This is a genomic window from Candidatus Zixiibacteriota bacterium (genome assembly GCA_019038695.1).
Taxonomy (GTDB): Bacteria; Zixibacteria; MSB-5A5; order GN15; family FEB-12; genus B120-G9.
Window position 1 is genome coordinate 57,874 of sequence record JAHOYZ010000003.1, and the last position, 18,108, is coordinate 75,981.

Below are 18,108 nucleotides of genomic sequence, written 5' to 3' on the forward strand. Positions count from 1 at the left end.
CCCAATTCGTTATATTGCATCAGTTAATGGTGAACATTATGAATGGGAAGAACACCATATGTCCAGACTATCGGTTCTTGTGCTCTTCTTATCTATTCTGAGTACAATATGGCTGGCCTGCGGAGAACCGGATACATCCTTCGGACCGGTTGATCAGACAGAAAGCCCTAATCAAACCGCAAGGGCGACATGGCAGAGTAACGATATCGACAACTATACCATTGACCAAAAGGTTGGTTTCTGGGGACCGGCCGGATTTCAAGGCTGGGTGCAACTGGAGATTGAGGATAATGAGATAGCCGGGGCTGTCAATCTTGGAGAAAACCGGGAACCGGAAAACTACGAAATTATCTGGTTCAGAACAATCGACGATCTGTTTGATCTGATCGAATCTTCGAGCGATGCTGATTACGTTGTTATTACCTATGACAGCATTTACGGATATCCGAACCATATCTTCATTAACGGTAACACCGGTGTGCGTCACGACGAAATTTACTATAAGACGAACTTAATACATGCAGACAACTAGCAACTTCGTTCTTTTCACAATACTGTTTCTGACGTTGTCCCTTTGTTTTCCGTTCTTGGGGCAAGCAAGCGATAACCCTGCACCCCAGCAAGCAGTGACCTACTCACCGGTCATTTCCTTCTATGTGAAACCATACGTAGGAATGTCGTTTGGCAAAACCGAGTATGTGATGGAAATGAATTTCGAGGATGGCTCTGATAACCTGCACCTGAAAAGCCAACTCGAATTCCCACTGGATTGCATGATGGCTGGCGGCACAGCGGGATTCAAGAACAAATCCGCATCCGGACGTCCATTCTGGGTTGAGATCGGAGCCTACACAAATATCGGTGACCCCGGCGGGAAAATGCTCGATCATGACTGGTGGAATCTTCGCACCTACGTAATCGAAAAGTTCTCTTACACCGAATCCAATGTCGAGATGAAATCGCTACTGCTGACTTTGGAGGGGGGAATATCAGTAGCTACACTGGGGACATCGACAGACCTGGCCATTGTTGGCGGTATCTGGTATCACCGTATTGAGCAGGACGTCATTGGCTTCGATGGATGGCAGTTGGATTGGGATACTGGCGAACAGTTCAAAATAGCATTGCTCGACACAATCGTGGGCTTTTATCAGGTCACCTACAAGCTCCCACATGTCGGCCTTCAGCTTGAGTTAACTCCATCTCCCGCGCTTACAGTTCAGGGAAAAACTGCCTTCACGCTGGTCTTCGCATCAGATTTCGATGATCACATGCTACGCGGGAAAACGGCTGTTTCCAGCATAACGGGCAAGGGGTTTATAAGCGAGTTGGACGTGCGTTTCAATCCGGGCGGCAGCAATAGGCATAAGTGGTTTGTGGAAGCCAACTGCGATTTTGTCTATCTAACCTCATCGGGCACTCAAGTACAGGAATGGTACAAGGATGAAATCCAGATTGATCCTGATACGGGAGAAGAAATCGTGATAGTTGAAAAGGGTAAGAGATTCCTCGGGATTCCCCACGATATCAACGCCACACAGTTTCGCCTCGGCTTGTCTGTAGGGATTCGTTTCTGACCCAAACACTTGACGGCTATTGATCTTTGTTCGGCTTGGTCGGAACCACCATAATCGATTTCTCGCGTTCAACCATCACCAGCCCCGGCTTCGCCTTACGCGGTTTGCGTACATACTTTCGCAAAGTATACGCAACCGGCACCGAACTATTGTTACGGGCCTTGCTGAACCAGGCGGTGATTGCTGCCGCTTCCTCGATTTCCCTTTTCGACGGTTCAAACGACTTATTAGGAGCCTTGATTACCACATGCGAGCCGGGACACTGCTGGACATGCATCCATATCTCCCAGGGGCGGGCATATTCAAAGGTAGTTCGGTCGTTGTCACTGCCATCACGGCCGACATAGATGGTCAAGCCGGTAGATAGTGTGTAAGAGCGGAACGGTAAACGCGGCGATACGGTATCCGACCGCTCGGATGTCCGTGGTCGAAGAGCCGATAACTCCGCCTCATATTGAGCAAACGCGGCTTCGTAGTTGTTCTCCAGATCCGAGAACATTTCCTCAAGCGCCCCCAGCTCAGCAGTGCTGATCTCCCCCCGACGCTTCATTATATCAAGCCCTTCACGCCCCTTGCGATACCTTCGGAAATACATCTCGACATTCTCAGCCGGAGACAGAGCCGGATTAAGCGTAATATCAACCGATGGCTCCCCTTCGACATAGACGTCTTTGACTGCTATTTCAGCCATCCCACGTTTCAGCTGGTCGAAGCTAATCTGAAGCAACTCTCCCTGGCGACGATAATGATCGAAATCGGACGCCTCGGCAATATCGGCATCTATTTTCTTGAGTCGCGTCCTCAATCGCTTGATGGCCCGCTTGACCATCTGTATTGTCGTCTTTCGCTCGTCAACTTCTTCGGTTTGCGATTGACGTCTGGTACACATAGCCGCCACTGCCAGCGACAGCGTCTTGAACTTCTCCGGCTGTTCTTCCCAACCCGCCAGTTTAATGGGATAGACCTCGATCCTCCCGCCTGTATAGTAATAACCCGTACCAGCCTCACCGAATCGATCCGCAAGATCACTGATTGTGGTCGCCAACGAGACGACATCATCCCCGGACAGTCCCTCTCTGGCAACACCCGCTCGATGCACCGCCTCGGAAGCCAGCGTTCGGTTAAATCCAAGGACATGCTTCTCAATAACGAACTGCGCTGGAGTTTCGGGATGGTTGCCAAGCAACTCTTTGAGTTGATCTGCCGTCATCCCCAACGGAGAAAGCCCCTCCAGTCCCTTTGGTGGAGAATAGCGAGCACCGGTTTCAAAAGTCCGTCGGCGCAGGCTTGCCTGCACTTCGTTGTCACTATTGAGCAACCAGAGATTGCCATTCGGTCCCAAGGCTTCAGCCACGAGGAGAATCTCTTTTTTCCCCTGACTTATTTTGATTGTTAATATGCGATCCAGACCGATCTGAACCACATCGTCTATGGTACCGGCGTTGAGTTCGAAAAACGGCCAGGGTTTCTCACGGGTTTCCAGCCTGATCTTCGAAGCTGGTACCAAAAATACTCCCGCTCCATGAGGATGATACACAAACCCCAGAGCCAGGCGTCCCTTGCCGGTCTTTACGAACAGGTACGCCGCTCGTTCCTTCTTATAAAATTCAGTCGAGATGATTTTACCGCCAATGAGGTGATGTCTCAACTCGGCAACCAGGGACTTGATGTGCAGCGCAGTTTGCATGGGGCGAATATAGGGGAAGGTGTGGTGACTTTCCAACAAACTATTGCTGACGTGTTCACAATGACGAGAATGATCGGACCAGAAAAGCCACTTCGTAGTCATAAAAGTGAGGGTGGATGGGATCGAACCATCGACACCCTGCTTAAAAGGCAGGTGCTCTACCACTGAGCTACACCCCCAATGACGCCTGGATGGACGCCATCAGACCAACAAGATATGATTTGGATTCCGGTAGTCAAACGGTTTTTGATATTCCGTACGCTGATGGATAAAAAATGATGTCCCTACTGATGAACTCGAAATGAGCCTCAACCACCCGATGGTTAAAGTTGACTGACCTCGACCTCGGTGACATACTTGATCCATGTTTGGCGATTCAAGAAAACTTCTGACCGCGGTTTTGTTCGTCGTGGTGATGATTGTCCTGGTCAATATCGCCTGGTGGATTTTCTACTCGCGAACTGAGCAGCTTCTGGATAACCAGCTAAGCCGACGGCTAACCTCGGTGGCGGGTGCGGCGGCGGCTGTCATAGATTCAGAAACGGCTGACCGCCTTGCGTTTGGTGATTTCTCCGCTTATGTTCGGGTGGCGGACATACTGGAGAATATCCGCGCTGTCGATTCGCTCAGCGAACTGTTCATCATTGATGCCAACTACAACTATCTGTTTACAACCTCGCTCGAAGCGGACAGTATCTATTTTCTGGCCGAACTCAATGGTCGCTATATCGACTCTCTTGTTTTCGGTTCCAGTAGACAAACAATCGCTACTCCCTCCTATCGAACCGGATCGCTACGCCTGAAATCAGCCTTCGCTCCCCTTTTAAACAGCACCGGCTTAGTCGTGGCTGTCCTGGGAGTCGAGGCCAGCGTGGACTATTTCGACGCACTGACCGGACTGAAAGAGAACCTCTACTATTCAACCGCCCTGTCTCTGGCCGGAGGACTGATGCTGGGGGTCCTTTTTTTGATAATCCAGCGACGGCTCAACCGCCTTCAGCAACACCTCTTCCTTAGTGAAACCCAGTCCTATCTGGGACGTTTGGTCGCGGTGGTATCCCACGAGATAAAAAACCCGCTGGCGATAATCAGAGCCTCGGCTGAACGTCTTCGCAAGAAGCAGGATAGCCCGGAGAGTGATTTTGTGATCGAGGAAGTTGACCGCCTTAATGATATCGTTACCGGCTATCTTGATTTCGCGGGTGCCCGACCGGTGAACATTTCTCAACAAAACCCGGAGAAGTTCAACCTGATCGAAATGATTGACTCTCTGACACAGCATTTCCACGACAAGTATCCGGACCAGGAAATCGTCTGGCTCAAGCATTCTGTGCCCGACCGAGTAAATATGTCCGGACATCGCAGAGGACTCCGGCAGGTTTTGCTGAATCTGCTTATTAATGGGGCTGACGCCTGTCTGTCGGCGCAACGTCCTATTGAGATTGGTGTTTCCATCAAAGACCGGGATAACTCAGTGATTCTGGTTATCACGGATCATGGTCCGGGCATTCCCCATAAACAGTTGAAGCACGTTTTCGAGCCGTTCTTTACGACCCGACAGGATGGATCGGGACTGGGGTTACACCTCAGCAAGAAAATAATCGAAGAAATGAACGGCACAATTGTTATTGATTCTCAGGAGAAAACCGGAACCGACGTAACCATTACTTTGCCAAAACAACCGATGAGATAATAATGGCTCGTATACTCGTAGTTGACGATGAACCGAAAATGACCTCTCTGGTCTGCGGTGAACTGGAAGATGCAGGACACCGCGTGACAACCTGTGTCGATCCGGCCAAAGCATTGAACCTGATCGACGAGCACGCCTATGATATTGTCGTCACCGATCTTTCGATGCCGGGAGTATCGGGTTTGGAGATACTCCACAAAGCCCTGAATCAGGCCGGAACCGAGGTCATAATGATGACTGCCTACGGAACAGTCGAAACGGCTGTTGAGGCTCTGAAAAAAGGTGCCGCTGATTATTTACTGAAACCATTCTCACTGGAAGAGCTTGTCTTGCTGGTAGAGAGGCTCGTCAAAAAGCAACAGTTGGAGTCGCTCTCTGGTCACTTTGAACAAGAGCTAAAAACACTCACGTCCAGCAAATTCGTCGGTGAATCTCCTGCCGCACAAAAAGTCAGGGACCTGATCGCCAGAGTAGCCATGACGGATTCGACCGTCTTGCTCACCGGCTGTTCCGGGACCGGCAAGGAAGTAGCAGCACGGATGGTGCATGAGTTGTCCGCTAGGAGGAACCGACCATTTATAGCCGTCAACTGTGCTGCCCTGACCGAAACCCTGCTGGAATCGGAACTATTTGGTCATGAAAAAGGAGCTTTCACTGGAGCGGTTGATCGCAAAAGAGGACGGTTTGAACTGGCCCACACCGGTACTATTTTTCTAGACGAGATCGGAGAAATGTCACTGGGTCTACAATCGAAGCTGCTCCGGATTCTCGAAGAACACCAGCTCGTTCGCGTCGGCGGAGTTGACACCATTGATATTGATGTTCGGGTAGTGGCGGCAACTAATCGTGATTTGAAAGAGCAATTGGGCCAGGGTGCTTTCCGCGAAGACCTATTCTATCGACTCAATGTCTTTCCGATAGAGATGCCCAACCTTATCGATCGACCCGAGGATATTATCCCGCTAGCTGAACACTTCCTGGCTCATATGAACTATCAGCATCAATCGTTGGGCAAGCTAGTTGAGGACCTACTCTTGAAATACGACTGGCCAGGGAATGCTCGAGAGTTGAGAAACGCCATTGAACGAGCCATGATCCTGGCCGGTGATGATCCTCTGTCTACTGAGGATTTTTCACTAGAGGTTGACATTTCCCCACTGAAAGCTACCGACACAACCAACTCAGGGGGATTGGAACAGATTGAAAAACAGATGATTCTTGATGCTCTGGAGAAGACCAAAGGCAACAAAACTGAGGCTGCCAGACTGCTCCAGATCACCCGGCGACGCCTTTACAGCCGGATGAAGGCACACGATATCAGGAATTAGTGAGCCAAATGGTTCGCCGGACGTACCATGCGGTACAAAAAGAAAGATGTGACTGTAACACATATGATCGCAACTCGTTGTCTGACTGTAAGTTTCTAGTGTTTAGACAATTCGGCAGATGGTTTGATACGGTATAGAGCGGATTAAAAGAAGGAGATGAAATAATGACACGTGGAACGCTCAGAAATATCATTCTATCAACCCTTATCACAGTAATGGTTGCTCCGGTTTTGGCTCAGGATGGAGCGATGATTGCCAAGTTAGAGGACGAACTTCAACGTACCGATGAGGTCATCGATCGAGCACGGGAACTCGTCCAGGGTACCAATTCCGCCAAAGCATCGCTGGCCCTTGATCAGGCAAACGAACTTCAGGCCAGAGCCTGGAACAGGTTTCGAGCCAGACGTAATCGAATCGACCTGGAGACTGCAGCGAACCTCACTTTTAAAGCTCGTGAACGGGCTCAGGTAGCCCTTTCGGTTGCAAGACGTACGGCTCAGAACGAGGATGTAGTTGTTCGAGAACTTGAGCATGTTGAAGACCTCCTCGAACGTGCCCGAGAGTGTGCCGCTCAAACCACCGGTTCGTCATTGAAAACCCTTCACCAGTCAGCCCGCGAAAACCTGAATCAGGCCTGGCAACTATACCGCACTGGTCGTCATCAAGCGTCACTGAAACTGGCTACGCAGATCAAGAACTCCGTGAGGAAGTTCCTTCAGAATTGCCAGCGTCGCTCAAATGAAGCAACTCGCTATGACCACTGGACCGAGAGCGTTGGCGAACTCCTGAACCGGGCTCAAGAGATGGCCAGTGGTTGTGATTCCGAATCGGCGGACCAGCTCCTCGACCAGGCCCTGAAGGCACTCAGACTGTCCAAACGACTGGCTGATGAAGGCAAGTACAAGGCGGCTGAAGAGGCTGTCCTCTCGGCCCGGACAATGGCCCGCAAGGCGGTTCGGTTGTGCCAGGGAACTGATCAGATGGAGAACCGGTATATTGAACTCGGTGACCGTATTGATCGACTAGCCGAAAATGTATCGCCATCTGATGATGTCGCCCGTCTTCTCTTGGATCAAGCTCGGCAACAACTCCAGCTGGCCCGGGAACATCTTAATGAAGATCGGGGCAAAGCAGCCACGGCCGCTCTCAAGGCTGCTCAGATGACCATCGGACGACTACAACAGCACCTTGACGGAACTGACAAACTGTAAGGCGCCAGTCAGAAAGGAAATTTTGCGCTCGCGGGGACTTGCGACGAAGATATTCCTGATCCTCTCTCTTGTTGGGATTGGCGGTCCGGGACTTGAAGCCTTGGCCGCCGATATCTCATTTGAGACCGGACTGGGCTACGACTACCTGTCACAGGCCTACTTCCTTGACTCAATAGCAGTGGAGGGGTCTGACACTGTGCTTGCTGACTGGGAATTACGCTCAATCTACCTCAACGATCTCAAGACTCATCTGGGCGTCTCCTGGACCCCATCTGCCCCCGGTTTGATGGAACTAAGGTCATCCTATGAGCAAACCCGAGACTACCTGCGATTGAACCTAGCCGCCGATGTGCGGCATAAGTCCGGCAAGAATCGATTTGACGCATCAGGAGAACTGGAATGGCGCGACCGTTTCCGGGGGGATAATGGTTTTGGGGACAGCTACCTCCGGGCATATCTCCGCACTAAATTCAGGCGACAGCTCACTGGATCCATTGCTGGCGTAGTACAAATACGGACTGAGAACGTCAGTTTCCGAGATCTAAGCGAGCAGAGCTATGATTATCACCGTATTGGTGCCAAATTCGGACTTGAAAAATCCTTCGATAACTTCTCCTTCGCTGGATTGAACCTGTTTGTCTCTACCCGTCGGGTTCCGGATTCCAGCAGTCTGACCTATCTGACAACCGGAATTGAGGGGCTTTTCTTTGGTTCACTACCGACTGGAGAATTGGACCTCTCCCTGCGCCTGGAAGAGAAAACCTATAGCTACTCCAATGAGTACGATGATTATCGCCGCCTGGAGCTTTTGGCCCGCAATCGTCACCAATTGGGGCGTGACTGGCTGGCTAAACAGGAGATCGACCTGGAAGCTTCCCTCTATCGGAAAGAGAGCCTTGTCAGCCTCGACTATGTCCGGCTGGGGCTGGCGTTACTGGCCGGGATTGAAACCGGAAATCTGAGCTTGGCTATTGGTCCCGACCTGGAGCTCCTGGACGAAAAACAGGATGGACTAACGACCGGCGAAGACTACCTTGAAGCGGGCCTCAGGGTCGACCTTGACTACTTCGATACGGGGGTAGTTTTCGGCTCCATCCAGTCAATACTCGGCCGCAGGAATCTCAGCTTCGAAAATGACCTCCAAACCAATTTCACTTTCCAGCGCCTGGATCTTCTTGCCGAAATCAGGATTATTTCTGTCCTCAATCTCAGCATATTGGGCTCCGCTGAATGGGAATGGCACTCCCAGGGCCAGGGACGTACCGCCCTCTACCTCATTTCGACCGGCCTGACATACAGCTTCTAGCCAGTACATTTTTCATAGATTTGCCGCCATCACTGCACCTCACTTTGTGAATGTATTCACAAATCAAGTTGCTTGCGAACACAAATGACATTGTTTGTGAGCGTAATTGGTTTGGTTTAGTTTGTGATTACATTCACAAGACAAGTATCTGCGAACACAAATGACATTGCTTTCGAGGGTAATTGACCTGGTGTAATATGTGAATGTTTTCACAAGACGAGGGGTCTGTAGACACAAATAGCATTGCTTGCAAGCGTAATTGACCTGGCGTAGTTTGTGATTGTATTCACAAGGCGAGGTGTCTGCAAACACAAATGACATTGCTTTCGAGGGTAATTGACCTGGCGTAGTTTGTGATATCATTCACAAGGGGAGTGTCTACAAACACAAATGGCATTGCTTGCAAGCGTAATTGACCTAGCGTAACTTGTGAATGTATTCACAAGGTGACGGATCTGTAGACACAAATGGCATTGCTTACGAGCATAATTGGCCTGGCGTAGTTTGTGAATGTATTCACAATAATAGTCGTAGGGGTTCGAGTTTTATGCCGGTGGTCTTAAGGCAGAACTCTTCAGCGGTTTCGTATCCTCGGATCGGCAGAACTACTCAGGGAGGTCTGTCATGCAGAGCCTGCTTGGAGTTATTTTTAGACAGTTCTGTATGGATTATAAATGGTACAATTAGTATCGCTCTGGCCCTGAATATTGTTACTAAGCTGGCTCGTACATAAAATATAGAAAGTTTTTTCAAATTTCTCTTGACAAACTGGCAGTATTTCGTATTTTGTTGGCGTCTAGGGAAACAGTTGTGTGCTTAGTGCTTCTGTTTTGAGACCGTCGCACCTTTAGTAATGTTAAGTCTGACTTGATGTTACTTCCAACTCAAGCTCGTTAGATCGGTTTTCGTTAAGACATTGAAACCTTGATGGTTAGTTATAACCAGCTGGTTTTATTCGTCTTTTCATAAAGTTTCTTCAAAACAAACTCAGATGATTATGGCTGCGGTAGCTGCTAATTTAGCTTGGTAGTGAATGTAGTTATTTGAGATTGAGTTTGATGGGCCCCGACTCCCTTCCCTTCCGGGTAAAAGATCGGAAACGTTAGGTTAATAGTTCTGGTATATATCAGTTCTGTTTTCCTTAGATAATTGACCTTTTGTTAATAAAGGAGCATTCTAATGATGCAAAAAAGAACGCTATATTCTTTGTTGCTGACCTCCTTTATACTGGTATTTGCGTTTGCGTCGGCGTCAGCCCAAGTGGTGACGATCGAAGACAATACGGTAGCTCGCTGTCAGGCTGGTCAAGAGATCGACATTATGGTGACGAACTCTACTGACATCAGTGCTTTCGAGATCATCTTAGAAGTTGATTTCGTTATGCCTGACACTGCTTTCTTTACCGCTTTTGATTTTGTTTGGGATCCAGGTTTGACGGTATGCACAACCCGCGTGGTTGATATTACCGCTCATTATGATGGAACTCCCGATACTTTACGCATTGCTGGTATGTTAATTGCTGATGACGCTTGCCTTGTCGCTCCGACAAATGTCGTAGTTGGCAAGATAGTGTTCACCACTAATGATGTTTGCGATGGAACGATTGAGCTGAATGGTATTGACTATGTAGGATCGACTGCATGTGGTTGCGCTGTAAATGCAACCACTCAGTTTGTCGACTGTGCCACGACTGCTCTGATCACGGCTACTGTTGAAACCGGTACAGTGACGGTGCAGAATCAAGCACCGACAATCGCTGGTATCAATGATTCAACACTCCACTTTAATGAGACCTATCTTGGCCAAGCATCTGCCAGTGACCTTGATGAAGTCGCCTGTGAGGAGTTAACTTTCAGTAAGGGTACTCCCGCTCCGGCTAATCTGGTTGTTAATGGCGATGGTTCCATAAGCTGGGGTACAACCGGTCCAGACGTTGGTAGTCATGATGTTTGGGTTGTAGTCACCGACAAGTGCGGTGCTACGGACTCGACGAAGTTCGTTATCTGCGTCGAGAATACCCCACCGGTGATCACCTGTGAGGTGGACTGGGAAGATGGAGTTGATCATGTCATATGGGGTGATACAGCTACCGGTCTTGTCAGTGGTTTCGATTCTGATGGTGGACCCAATACTCTGGTGTACTCCGTAGTCAGCTTCGAATGTAGTTACGGTTGCGCGGGCGCTCCACCAACCGAACCTACGATCCATCCGGGCACTGGTATCTGGACGTGGCCTACAGTTGAAGGCGACAACGACTATATAGGCACGTGGAAACTGTGTTTGAAGGTGTCCGACGGTGGTAACCTTGATCCTCCGTGCGCTCCTGAGAATGCAGACACCTGCTGTGTCTTTATAACCGTAATTCCGACCATGTCGGTCTATATCGAGAAGACTCATAAGATCTATCAGGGCCAGTTTACGGATGTTTCTATCTATTTGGATAGCACCATTCAGCTTCCCAACGAAATGGGTGGTTTTGACTTCCTGGTTCAGTATGATGCGTCTGCGTTGACTTTCCAGTCAGCCGAACTGGGTGCCTTGCTTGACACCAGTGGCTGTGCATGGGAATACTTCACATATCGCTACGGTCCCAACGGAAACTGTGGTCCCGCTGCCTGTCCAAGCGGCTTTGTTCGCATGATAGGAATAGCTGAGACTAACAACGGTGCCAACCATCCCGAGTGCTTCAGCGGCACAGACGGCCAGTTGGTTTCGATGAACTTCCTGGTGACCAACGATCGTACCTATGAGTGCCAGTATATCCCGATCCGCTGGTCCTGGTATGACTGCGGTGACAATACGATCTCGTCAAAGAGTGGTGACACCCTGTTTATGAGTCGTTATGTCTTCGACTACTATTTCGATGGCGAAGATCCGGGCTGGATCCCGATCCATGAAACATTGATTTCTGAGTTCCCGACCAACAATGGTGCCCAGGAAGAGTGTCTAATTGGTGGTGGTCCTGACAAGCCATACCCGCTTACTTTGATCGACTTCTACAATGGTGGCGTTGATATTGCCTGTGCCGATTCGATCGACGATCGCGGTGACCTCAACCTCAACGGTCTGGCTTACGAGATCGCTGATGCGGTCTTGTACTCCAACTTCTTCGTCTACGGTCCTAGTGTCCTGGGCGAAGGTGAAGCATACCAAGCCAGAGTTGCTGCTTCCGATGCGAATGCCGACGGTATTCCGTTGTCGGTTGGTGACTTGGTTTATATGATTCGTGTCATTGTTGGTGACGCCATGCCGTATAATAAGAACGTTTCTCCGATTGCGGTTGAGATGGTTAACAACAATGGTCGCCTTTCAATCAACAGCGACGTTCCGATGGGTGCTGCTCTGATAGTAGCCGAAGGTAACGTGTCACCGGTTCTGTTAACCGAGGACATGGAGTTGCTGTATGCTTATGATGCGTCCAATGACCAGACTCGTGCGCTGGTTTACAGCCTGTCTGGTAATACCTTCACGGGCGAGTTCCTTGACGTTCAGAACGAAGTAGTAACGATGGAAATCGCTACTTTCGAGGGTCATCCGGTCAAGATCGACATGATCCCCGCCAATTTCGCTCTGGCTCAGAACTTCCCGAATCCGTTCAACCCGACGACTACCATCGCTTTTGATGTGCCGGTTGCAACCGCTTACACAATGACCATTTATAATATCAATGGTCAGGAAGTAAAACGTTTCGACGGTAATGCCGAAGCTGGTGTCTTCGAAATCGAATGGAATGCCTCTGATGTTGGTAGTGGTGTCTACTTCTACCGCCTCGAGGCTGGTGCCTTCTCTGACACCAAGAAAATGGTCCTGGTGAAATAGCAACAATTTCCTCAGGTTTCCATAAATCCCAAAAAGCCCGCCTTCAATTGGCGGGCTTTTTGGTGCTATCCCTTTGCAGCAATAAGAAGATTCCCTCGTTGCGACTGGTAGATTACGCTGGGTTAGGTGTGGTAGGCGACAGTTCCTCAAGAAGAGCAATGATCTTACTCGTATCGAAAGGTTTCTGAAGAAATCCGTCCGCTGGCATAGCGGCAGTACCGATCGCCTCAAAATTGTCGGCAAGAAACCCGGTGATGAGAATCACCGGCAAATCGGGATACTTGGCCTTGATGCGCTTTAGAAGCGCAATGCCGTCCATACCCGGCATCTTGATGTCGGCAATGACAGCATCAATCGAACCGTTCTCGAGTTCCCTCAACGCCTCCTCGCCGCCCTGGACAGCGGTCGGAGTAAAGTCATGGTAGCGCAAAGCTTCCGTGAGCGTCCGGCGGAAAAGATCATCGTCGTCAACAACCAAAACTTTTCGGATTTGCCTCTGGCACTCATCCTGGCGCCCCGCCAACGCCTCCTCAATCAACTGCTCCATGGCGGAGATTCGAAACGGCTTGGCCAGGAACCCATCAGGCGACGCCCGACCGATAATCTCAGGAGTCGCGAAACCGGTGATGAACAAGACTGGCATGTCAGGATAGTAGGATCGAACCTTTTGCAAAAGACGAATACCGTCCATCCCCGGCATCCTGATGTCGGATATCATCAGGTCATACGATTTCAGTCTCAGCTTCTTCAGCGCTTCAAAACCATCAACAGCTGCGTCGGTCGCGTACCCTGTCCCGATCAGGGTATCTACCAGAAGCTCACGGAGGTTGTGATCATCGTCTACTACCAGAATGCTGATCTTGGACTCATTCATCGTTATCAGACCCGTATAATTTCAAGCAACTGTGCAACTCTGCTGTCGAGCGTAGCCTTGTCTCCGGCTTCGACATTCAGTCTAAGCAGAGGTTCGGTATTTGAGGGGCGAAGATTAAACCAGAAGTCTTTGGCTGTGATTGTCAGCCCGTCAATAGTGTCCTGCTCGGCGTCAGCGAATGCATCACGGACCCGGTCCGTCACTTCCTCGATTGAGTGCACCCGGCTGTTGATTTCGCCTGAACGAACATACGGATCAATTTCTGCTGTCATCTCATGAAGTGGGCGATTTTCTGTCGACAGCAATTCCAGGCAAACCAAAAACGCTATCAAGCCGGAATCGGCGAACCAGTTGTCTCGAAAATAGAAATGCCCGGAGTGCTCACCACCAAAGATGGCGTTGTGTTTTTTCATCAGTGGTTTGATCAGGGCATGACCGACACGAGTGCGTACAGCCGTACCACCAAGCCTACCAACAAGTTCCGGGACAGCGTGGGAGCATATGAGATTATAAAGAATCGTTTCACCTGGATGCTTGTATAACAGCGACTTGGCCACCAGAGCCGTGACCATATCACCTCCGACCTGACGACCGTTCTTGTCAACCAGAAACATACGGTCTGCGTCACCATCAAAAGCGGCACCAAAATCGGCATCGACTTCTTCTATCCGATGGCACAAGTCCCGGAGGTTCTCCAATTCAATCGGCGAAGCGGGATGGTTAGGAAAACTGCCATCAAGATCAAAAAACAGCCTATCCACATTCACCGGCAGCCGCTCCAGAACCGGTGGAAGAGTGGTCCCAGCCATACCGTTACCGGCATCAATAACTATCCTGAAGGGCCGGATTTTGGTAACATCGACAAACGACAGACAATGGGCAGCATAATCGTCAGAGATATCTTTGCGGATGATTACACCCGGTGCCGGAGATTTTGCCATCGGATTACCGTCCTGAATGAACTTCAGGACTTGATTGAGTCCATCCTGCCCGGACAGAGGTTCGGCACCACCACGACAAATCTTGAATCCATTGTATTCTTTGGGATTGTGACTTGCGGTGATCATCACGCCACCGTCAAATCCAAACTTACCCACCGCAAAATAGAGACCATCGGTTGAAACCAGCCCGAGATCAACTGCGTCCACACCACCGTCGTTAATTCCGCGAACGAGACTCTCGAACAAATCATCAGAAGACAATCGCATATCTCGACCGACCGCAATTGATTTCGGTTTGAGCACACTGGTCAGGGCATAGCCGATCTGGTATGCAACTTCCGAATTCACTTGATTGGGTACTATTCCACGTATATCGTAGGCTTTGAAGATAGAGCTATTGATATCCATTTCTCACCTCTTTTTTATTAGAATAGAATCGATCCCGACTCCGGTCAATCTTTAACATGCGGCTACCAGGCCAAACAACTTCACTCGGGTGTTTGATACACTTAACTAGATGAATCAGATACTAGGATAGACCTTGACGTCACGACCTTCGTTAAGTATACTGTCTGTTGTGAGGGATGACGCATCCCAGTCTTATTGTCGATCGCACGACGGTTTGTCATATTTCTGTACAAGTGGTGTTCTGCCTGATGCAGGCGAGAAGCATGTGGTCTACTTCATCGGACCCGGATAATCGCCAGTTGAGAAGAGAAGACAGGCACGCGTACAACCCTGTCCGCGTGCCTGCGCAAGGGGGAAAACCCGCCCTGGCTCCAGGTAGCCGGGGCGGGCTACACGACATAAGGCCAGTATATCAACGTCCTGAGGGGCGTTCTTGTTTAGTGCCGTTCAGTAGGGCGGAACCCCCTGGTGGTTCCGCCAGGCATCGCCTGTTTTCTGGCAGGAGCGCAAAGGGCTCCTGTCCTACAATTCAGGTAAGAACCGTCGCCACCTCAGCCAGACTACGAACCACAATAGCACCCATGTTGCGCGCTAACATTGCCGCATTGGTCTCGCCCGCTTCACGATTAATCCTGAACTCGGTGGCCTCATCAGTACGAGGATCGGATGGTCGGTCGATAAGAATGGGACGTAGCCCCGACGCCAACGCCCCGGAGACATCGTTAAGGGTATCCCCCACATACACCGTATCTACAGGATCAGCATCAGTGCGCTGCAAGGCGAGGTCAAAAATGCCAGGATCGGGCTTACTGATGCCCACTTCCCCTGAGATCACAACCACGTCAAAGAACTTATCCAACCCAAACTTGGAAAGCATAACATATACTTGCGGTGGATAATCGAAATTGCTTATTAGAGCCAATATCCGATTGTTACTCAATTGGCTCAGCAGTGGTATTGAATTTGGATCTAATGAAATATATTGATGCCAGGCCTCGATTGATACTTGTGCAGCCTGGCTCAGATCGGTCTTTGACACCTCCAGACGTATGTCACGACACAGCCGCCCAATACGCCGTTCGTAGACTGTCAGTCCATCAGGTTCGATTGGTGGTTCGGGACGACTGAAAAACCCATCACAATGTTCCGCCAACCACTGTCGATCACCAGCCACGCCCTGTCCTTGGAGTGACTTGTACAGCGCGGTCAGCCAGTCCGACCAGGCGGCGTTCATATCGCCATAGAGAAGCAGCGTTCCGTATAGATCGAAGAATGCTCCGGGGGAATTCACAAACGTCCCTTGCTCTTACACATCCGGGGCTTCGTATTTCTTGACCCACGCAGAATACAACAGCATCCCGACCGCCGAGACAACACCAATTGCCGCGAACTGATACCAAAGTTCATACGGATGATAGGTATCCCAGAGCAACTTCGTTGTGTCAATGGCATCCATACCGGTCGCCGTCATCAATCTGGTCATGGCGTCCGTACGAGCAACATCCACAATTCCATAATTGTTGGCCAGGTAATCAATGGCCAGATTGGCTTTGTCGCCCATCCGGTCATATACATGACCAGCGAACAACGAACCTATTCCCCAGCCTATCCCCTGGGGAATGTTGGCATACCCCATGTACAACCCTTTCTGACCTTCGGGGGCAATAACACCGAGATACTCGTTCATTTTGGGCGACGACAACATCTCACCCACTGAAAAGACGAGAATACCGAGCATACACATGTACCCCGTGGCGGTAAACCCGGCCAGTACTAACCCAAAGGAAGCAATCGTGATTCCAATGAAAATTGAGTGAACTCGCCTCATTCGTGAGACAAGGAAATTGAGGAAAACTACGAACAGGATTATTAATCCCGGATTGGCATTGATCATCCACTCCTGCGAAAGCTGTGGTCCACGTGTTGAATTTTGTTGCAGCATGAAGTCAGGAAGATGCAGATCAGCTACTAATTTCGAACTGTCAACCCAATCGACAATAAAGTTTGGGAGCATGTCAAACAGCTGCATGAACATCAGCCAGAACCCGGACATAATCAGGATAAATACGATCAAACGCAGGTTGACTATATTCTTGAAAGTGAGGATTATAACTCGGAACGGGTTTCCCTTCTGTTCGCCGCCGGCTGATGGGTCTTTGTAGGTAAACAGCATCAACAGGTTTAGGGAGACGATAGCCGCACAACCGTAGAAAACTGCCGGCCATGAAATGCCGTACAGATAATGCGCCAGCGGTGGTCCCAGAAAGCCGCCAATGTTCACCAGCATATAGAACGTACCCCAACCCACAGATGAGTTCTTCTTAGTCAGGGACTGACACATCGTTCCCTGAACGCCGGGTTTGAAAATAGCCGTCCCGAGCGCCAGTGTGCAGCAACCGAAAAGGAAAGGATAGAACTCTGTCTGGGTAGCCATCAGGATATAGCCCAGAACCTTGATAAAAACTGAGACGGCTATTGTCTTCTTGTAGCCGTAGCGATCAGCAAACCCACCGGATACCATTGGTGTGAGTGATTGAAACAATGCCCACCAGAGGAATATTATGCCCTTGTCGGTCTGAGTGAAGTGGAGGCCACCGATTTCATCGGCCTGCGCAATATAGATCGGGATAACGACGCGCACACCGTAGTAGGCAAGACGCTCGAACATCTCCATAATATTGACCATCCAGAAAGGCCATGACAGGGATGCCATCTGGGCCATAAGCCCCGGGTTGGGATTCTGGTCGTATGCAGCGGAAGAAGCCATGAGTTTTCCTCGTGTAGGGTCGAAATATGTTCGCGCAAGAAAACACATCAAAGTAGATCGGTCAAGCCCGGCGACAAATTCAGTTATGGCGTCAGCAATTGAACTCTGCTATCTTAGATAGCTAAAGTGCTGATGAAAGGATTCTGATATTAGCCATGTCCTCCAACGATGAACCGGTTGAATTCCCGATTGACGGCACCCTCGATTTGCACCTTTTTGCCCCGGCCGATACGCTCGAAGTCGCCCTTGAGTACATTGATGTATGTTTAAAAAAAAGGCTCTCGAGCCTGCGGATCGTTCATGGAAAAGGCAAGGGTGTAAAGAGAAGGATTGTACAAAGTCTGCTTGAGAATCACCCCAATGTTGTATCATTCCGCCATGAGGGTGGCTCTGGAGGAAGTTGGGGCGCGACGGTCGTGGATTTGAAACCATTGGATGAGTAGGACGGAACACACAGCAGGCTGTGTACCACCCAGTGTAGAGAAAGTATATGCCAA

The 18,108-nt window shown here is 49.9% G+C and carries 13 protein-coding genes and 1 tRNA gene; 8 read left to right on the forward strand and 6 right to left on the reverse strand.

Annotated elements, in window-relative coordinates:
- The first annotated feature begins 58 nt into the window (after window positions 1-58).
- Window positions 59-532, forward strand: a complete 474-nt coding sequence (locus KOO62_00890) for a hypothetical protein (GenBank protein ID MBU8932539.1) — start codon at window positions 59-61, stop codon at window positions 530-532.
- 142 nt (window positions 533-674) lie between these two features.
- Window positions 675-1,577 carry a hypothetical protein gene (locus tag KOO62_00895; GenBank protein ID MBU8932540.1) on the forward strand — a complete coding sequence of 301 codons (903 nt, stop codon included), beginning with the start codon at window positions 675-677 and terminating at the stop codon, window positions 1,575-1,577.
- Window positions 1,578-1,593: 16 nt separating this feature from the next.
- Here KOO62_00895 and KOO62_00900 read toward each other — a convergent pair whose 3' ends face one another.
- The gene (locus KOO62_00900) at window positions 1,594-3,264 is read right to left on the reverse strand and encodes an NFACT family protein (protein ID MBU8932541.1); all 1,671 of its coding nucleotides are present in this window, start codon (window positions 3,262-3,264) and stop codon (window positions 1,594-1,596) included.
- A 107-nt stretch (window positions 3,265-3,371) separates the two neighbouring features.
- A tRNA-Lys gene (locus KOO62_00905) sits at window positions 3,372-3,443 on the reverse strand.
- Between the two features lie 185 nt (window positions 3,444-3,628).
- Here KOO62_00905 and KOO62_00910 point away from each other — a divergent pair.
- From KOO62_00910 to KOO62_00930, 5 genes are all read left to right on the forward strand, one after another.
- Window positions 3,629-4,957 carry a HAMP domain-containing histidine kinase gene (locus tag KOO62_00910; protein MBU8932542.1) on the forward strand — a complete coding sequence of 443 codons (1,329 nt, stop codon included), beginning with the start codon at window positions 3,629-3,631 and terminating at the stop codon, window positions 4,955-4,957.
- A 2-nt stretch (window positions 4,958-4,959) separates the two neighbouring features.
- The gene (locus KOO62_00915; protein MBU8932543.1) at window positions 4,960-6,285 is read left to right on the forward strand and encodes a sigma-54 dependent transcriptional regulator; all 1,326 of its coding nucleotides are present in this window, start codon (window positions 4,960-4,962) and stop codon (window positions 6,283-6,285) included.
- 164 nt (window positions 6,286-6,449) lie between these two features.
- Window positions 6,450-7,496 carry a hypothetical protein gene (locus KOO62_00920; protein ID MBU8932544.1) on the forward strand — a complete coding sequence of 349 codons (1,047 nt, stop codon included), beginning with the start codon at window positions 6,450-6,452 and terminating at the stop codon, window positions 7,494-7,496.
- A 22-nt stretch (window positions 7,497-7,518) separates the two neighbouring features.
- Window positions 7,519-8,802, forward strand: coding sequence for a hypothetical protein (locus tag KOO62_00925; protein MBU8932545.1), 1,284 nt, complete (start codon window positions 7,519-7,521; stop codon window positions 8,800-8,802).
- A gap of 1,179 nt (window positions 8,803-9,981) precedes the next feature.
- A complete protein-coding gene (locus KOO62_00930) occupies window positions 9,982-12,621 on the forward strand; it encodes a T9SS type A sorting domain-containing protein (GenBank protein MBU8932546.1) in 2,640 nt (879 codons plus the stop codon).
- 112 nt (window positions 12,622-12,733) lie between these two features.
- Here the strand turns inward: KOO62_00930 and KOO62_00935 are convergent, their stop codons facing one another.
- From KOO62_00935 to KOO62_00950, 4 genes are all read right to left on the reverse strand, one after another.
- Window positions 12,734-13,495 (reverse strand): response regulator, encoded by a 762-nt coding sequence (locus KOO62_00935; GenBank protein MBU8932547.1) that lies wholly within the window; start codon window positions 13,493-13,495, stop codon window positions 12,734-12,736.
- Window positions 13,496-13,500: 5 nt separating this feature from the next.
- Window positions 13,501-14,844, reverse strand: coding sequence for a phosphomannomutase/phosphoglucomutase (manB, locus tag KOO62_00940; GenBank protein MBU8932548.1), 1,344 nt, complete (start codon window positions 14,842-14,844; stop codon window positions 13,501-13,503).
- A gap of 529 nt (window positions 14,845-15,373) precedes the next feature.
- Complete coding sequence (locus KOO62_00945) at window positions 15,374-16,135, reverse strand: HAD family hydrolase (GenBank protein ID MBU8932549.1); 762 nt, start codon at window positions 16,133-16,135, stop codon at window positions 15,374-15,376.
- Between the two features lie 15 nt (window positions 16,136-16,150).
- The gene (locus KOO62_00950) at window positions 16,151-17,611 is read right to left on the reverse strand and encodes an MFS transporter (GenBank protein MBU8932550.1); all 1,461 of its coding nucleotides are present in this window, start codon (window positions 17,609-17,611) and stop codon (window positions 16,151-16,153) included.
- A 155-nt stretch (window positions 17,612-17,766) separates the two neighbouring features.
- Here KOO62_00950 and KOO62_00955 point away from each other — a divergent pair, with 155 nt between their 5' ends.
- Window positions 17,767-18,054: a Smr/MutS family protein gene (locus tag KOO62_00955; GenBank protein MBU8932551.1), complete on the forward strand. Its 288-nt coding sequence runs from the start codon at window positions 17,767-17,769 to the stop codon at window positions 18,052-18,054.
- Window positions 18,055-18,108: the final 54 nt, after the last annotated feature.

What these genes read in the sequence shown, in the direction of transcription:
- KOO62_00890 (MBU8932539.1), top strand. Translation starts at nt 59, where the DNA reads ATGTCCAGACTATCGGTTCTTGTGCTCTTCTTATCTATTCTGAGTACA.
- KOO62_00895 (MBU8932540.1), top strand. Translation starts at nt 675, where the DNA reads ATGTCGTTTGGCAAAACCGAGTATGTGATGGAAATGAATTTCGAGGAT.
- KOO62_00900 (MBU8932541.1), bottom strand. Translation starts at nt 3,264, where the DNA reads ATGCAAACTGCGCTGCACATCAAGTCCCTGGTTGCCGAGTTGAGACAT.
- KOO62_00910 (MBU8932542.1), top strand. Translation starts at nt 3,629, where the DNA reads ATGTTTGGCGATTCAAGAAAACTTCTGACCGCGGTTTTGTTCGTCGTG.
- KOO62_00915 (MBU8932543.1), top strand. Translation starts at nt 4,960, where the DNA reads ATGGCTCGTATACTCGTAGTTGACGATGAACCGAAAATGACCTCTCTG.
- KOO62_00920 (MBU8932544.1), top strand. Translation starts at nt 6,450, where the DNA reads ATGACACGTGGAACGCTCAGAAATATCATTCTATCAACCCTTATCACA.
- KOO62_00930 (MBU8932546.1), top strand. Translation starts at nt 9,982, where the DNA reads ATGATGCAAAAAAGAACGCTATATTCTTTGTTGCTGACCTCCTTTATA.
- KOO62_00935 (MBU8932547.1), bottom strand. Translation starts at nt 13,495, where the DNA reads ATGAATGAGTCCAAGATCAGCATTCTGGTAGTAGACGATGATCACAAC.
- manB (MBU8932548.1), bottom strand. Translation starts at nt 14,844, where the DNA reads ATGGATATCAATAGCTCTATCTTCAAAGCCTACGATATACGTGGAATA.
- KOO62_00950 (MBU8932550.1), bottom strand. Translation starts at nt 17,611, where the DNA reads ATGGCTTCTTCCGCTGCATACGACCAGAATCCCAACCCGGGGCTTATG.
- KOO62_00955 (MBU8932551.1), top strand. Translation starts at nt 17,767, where the DNA reads ATGTCCTCCAACGATGAACCGGTTGAATTCCCGATTGACGGCACCCTC.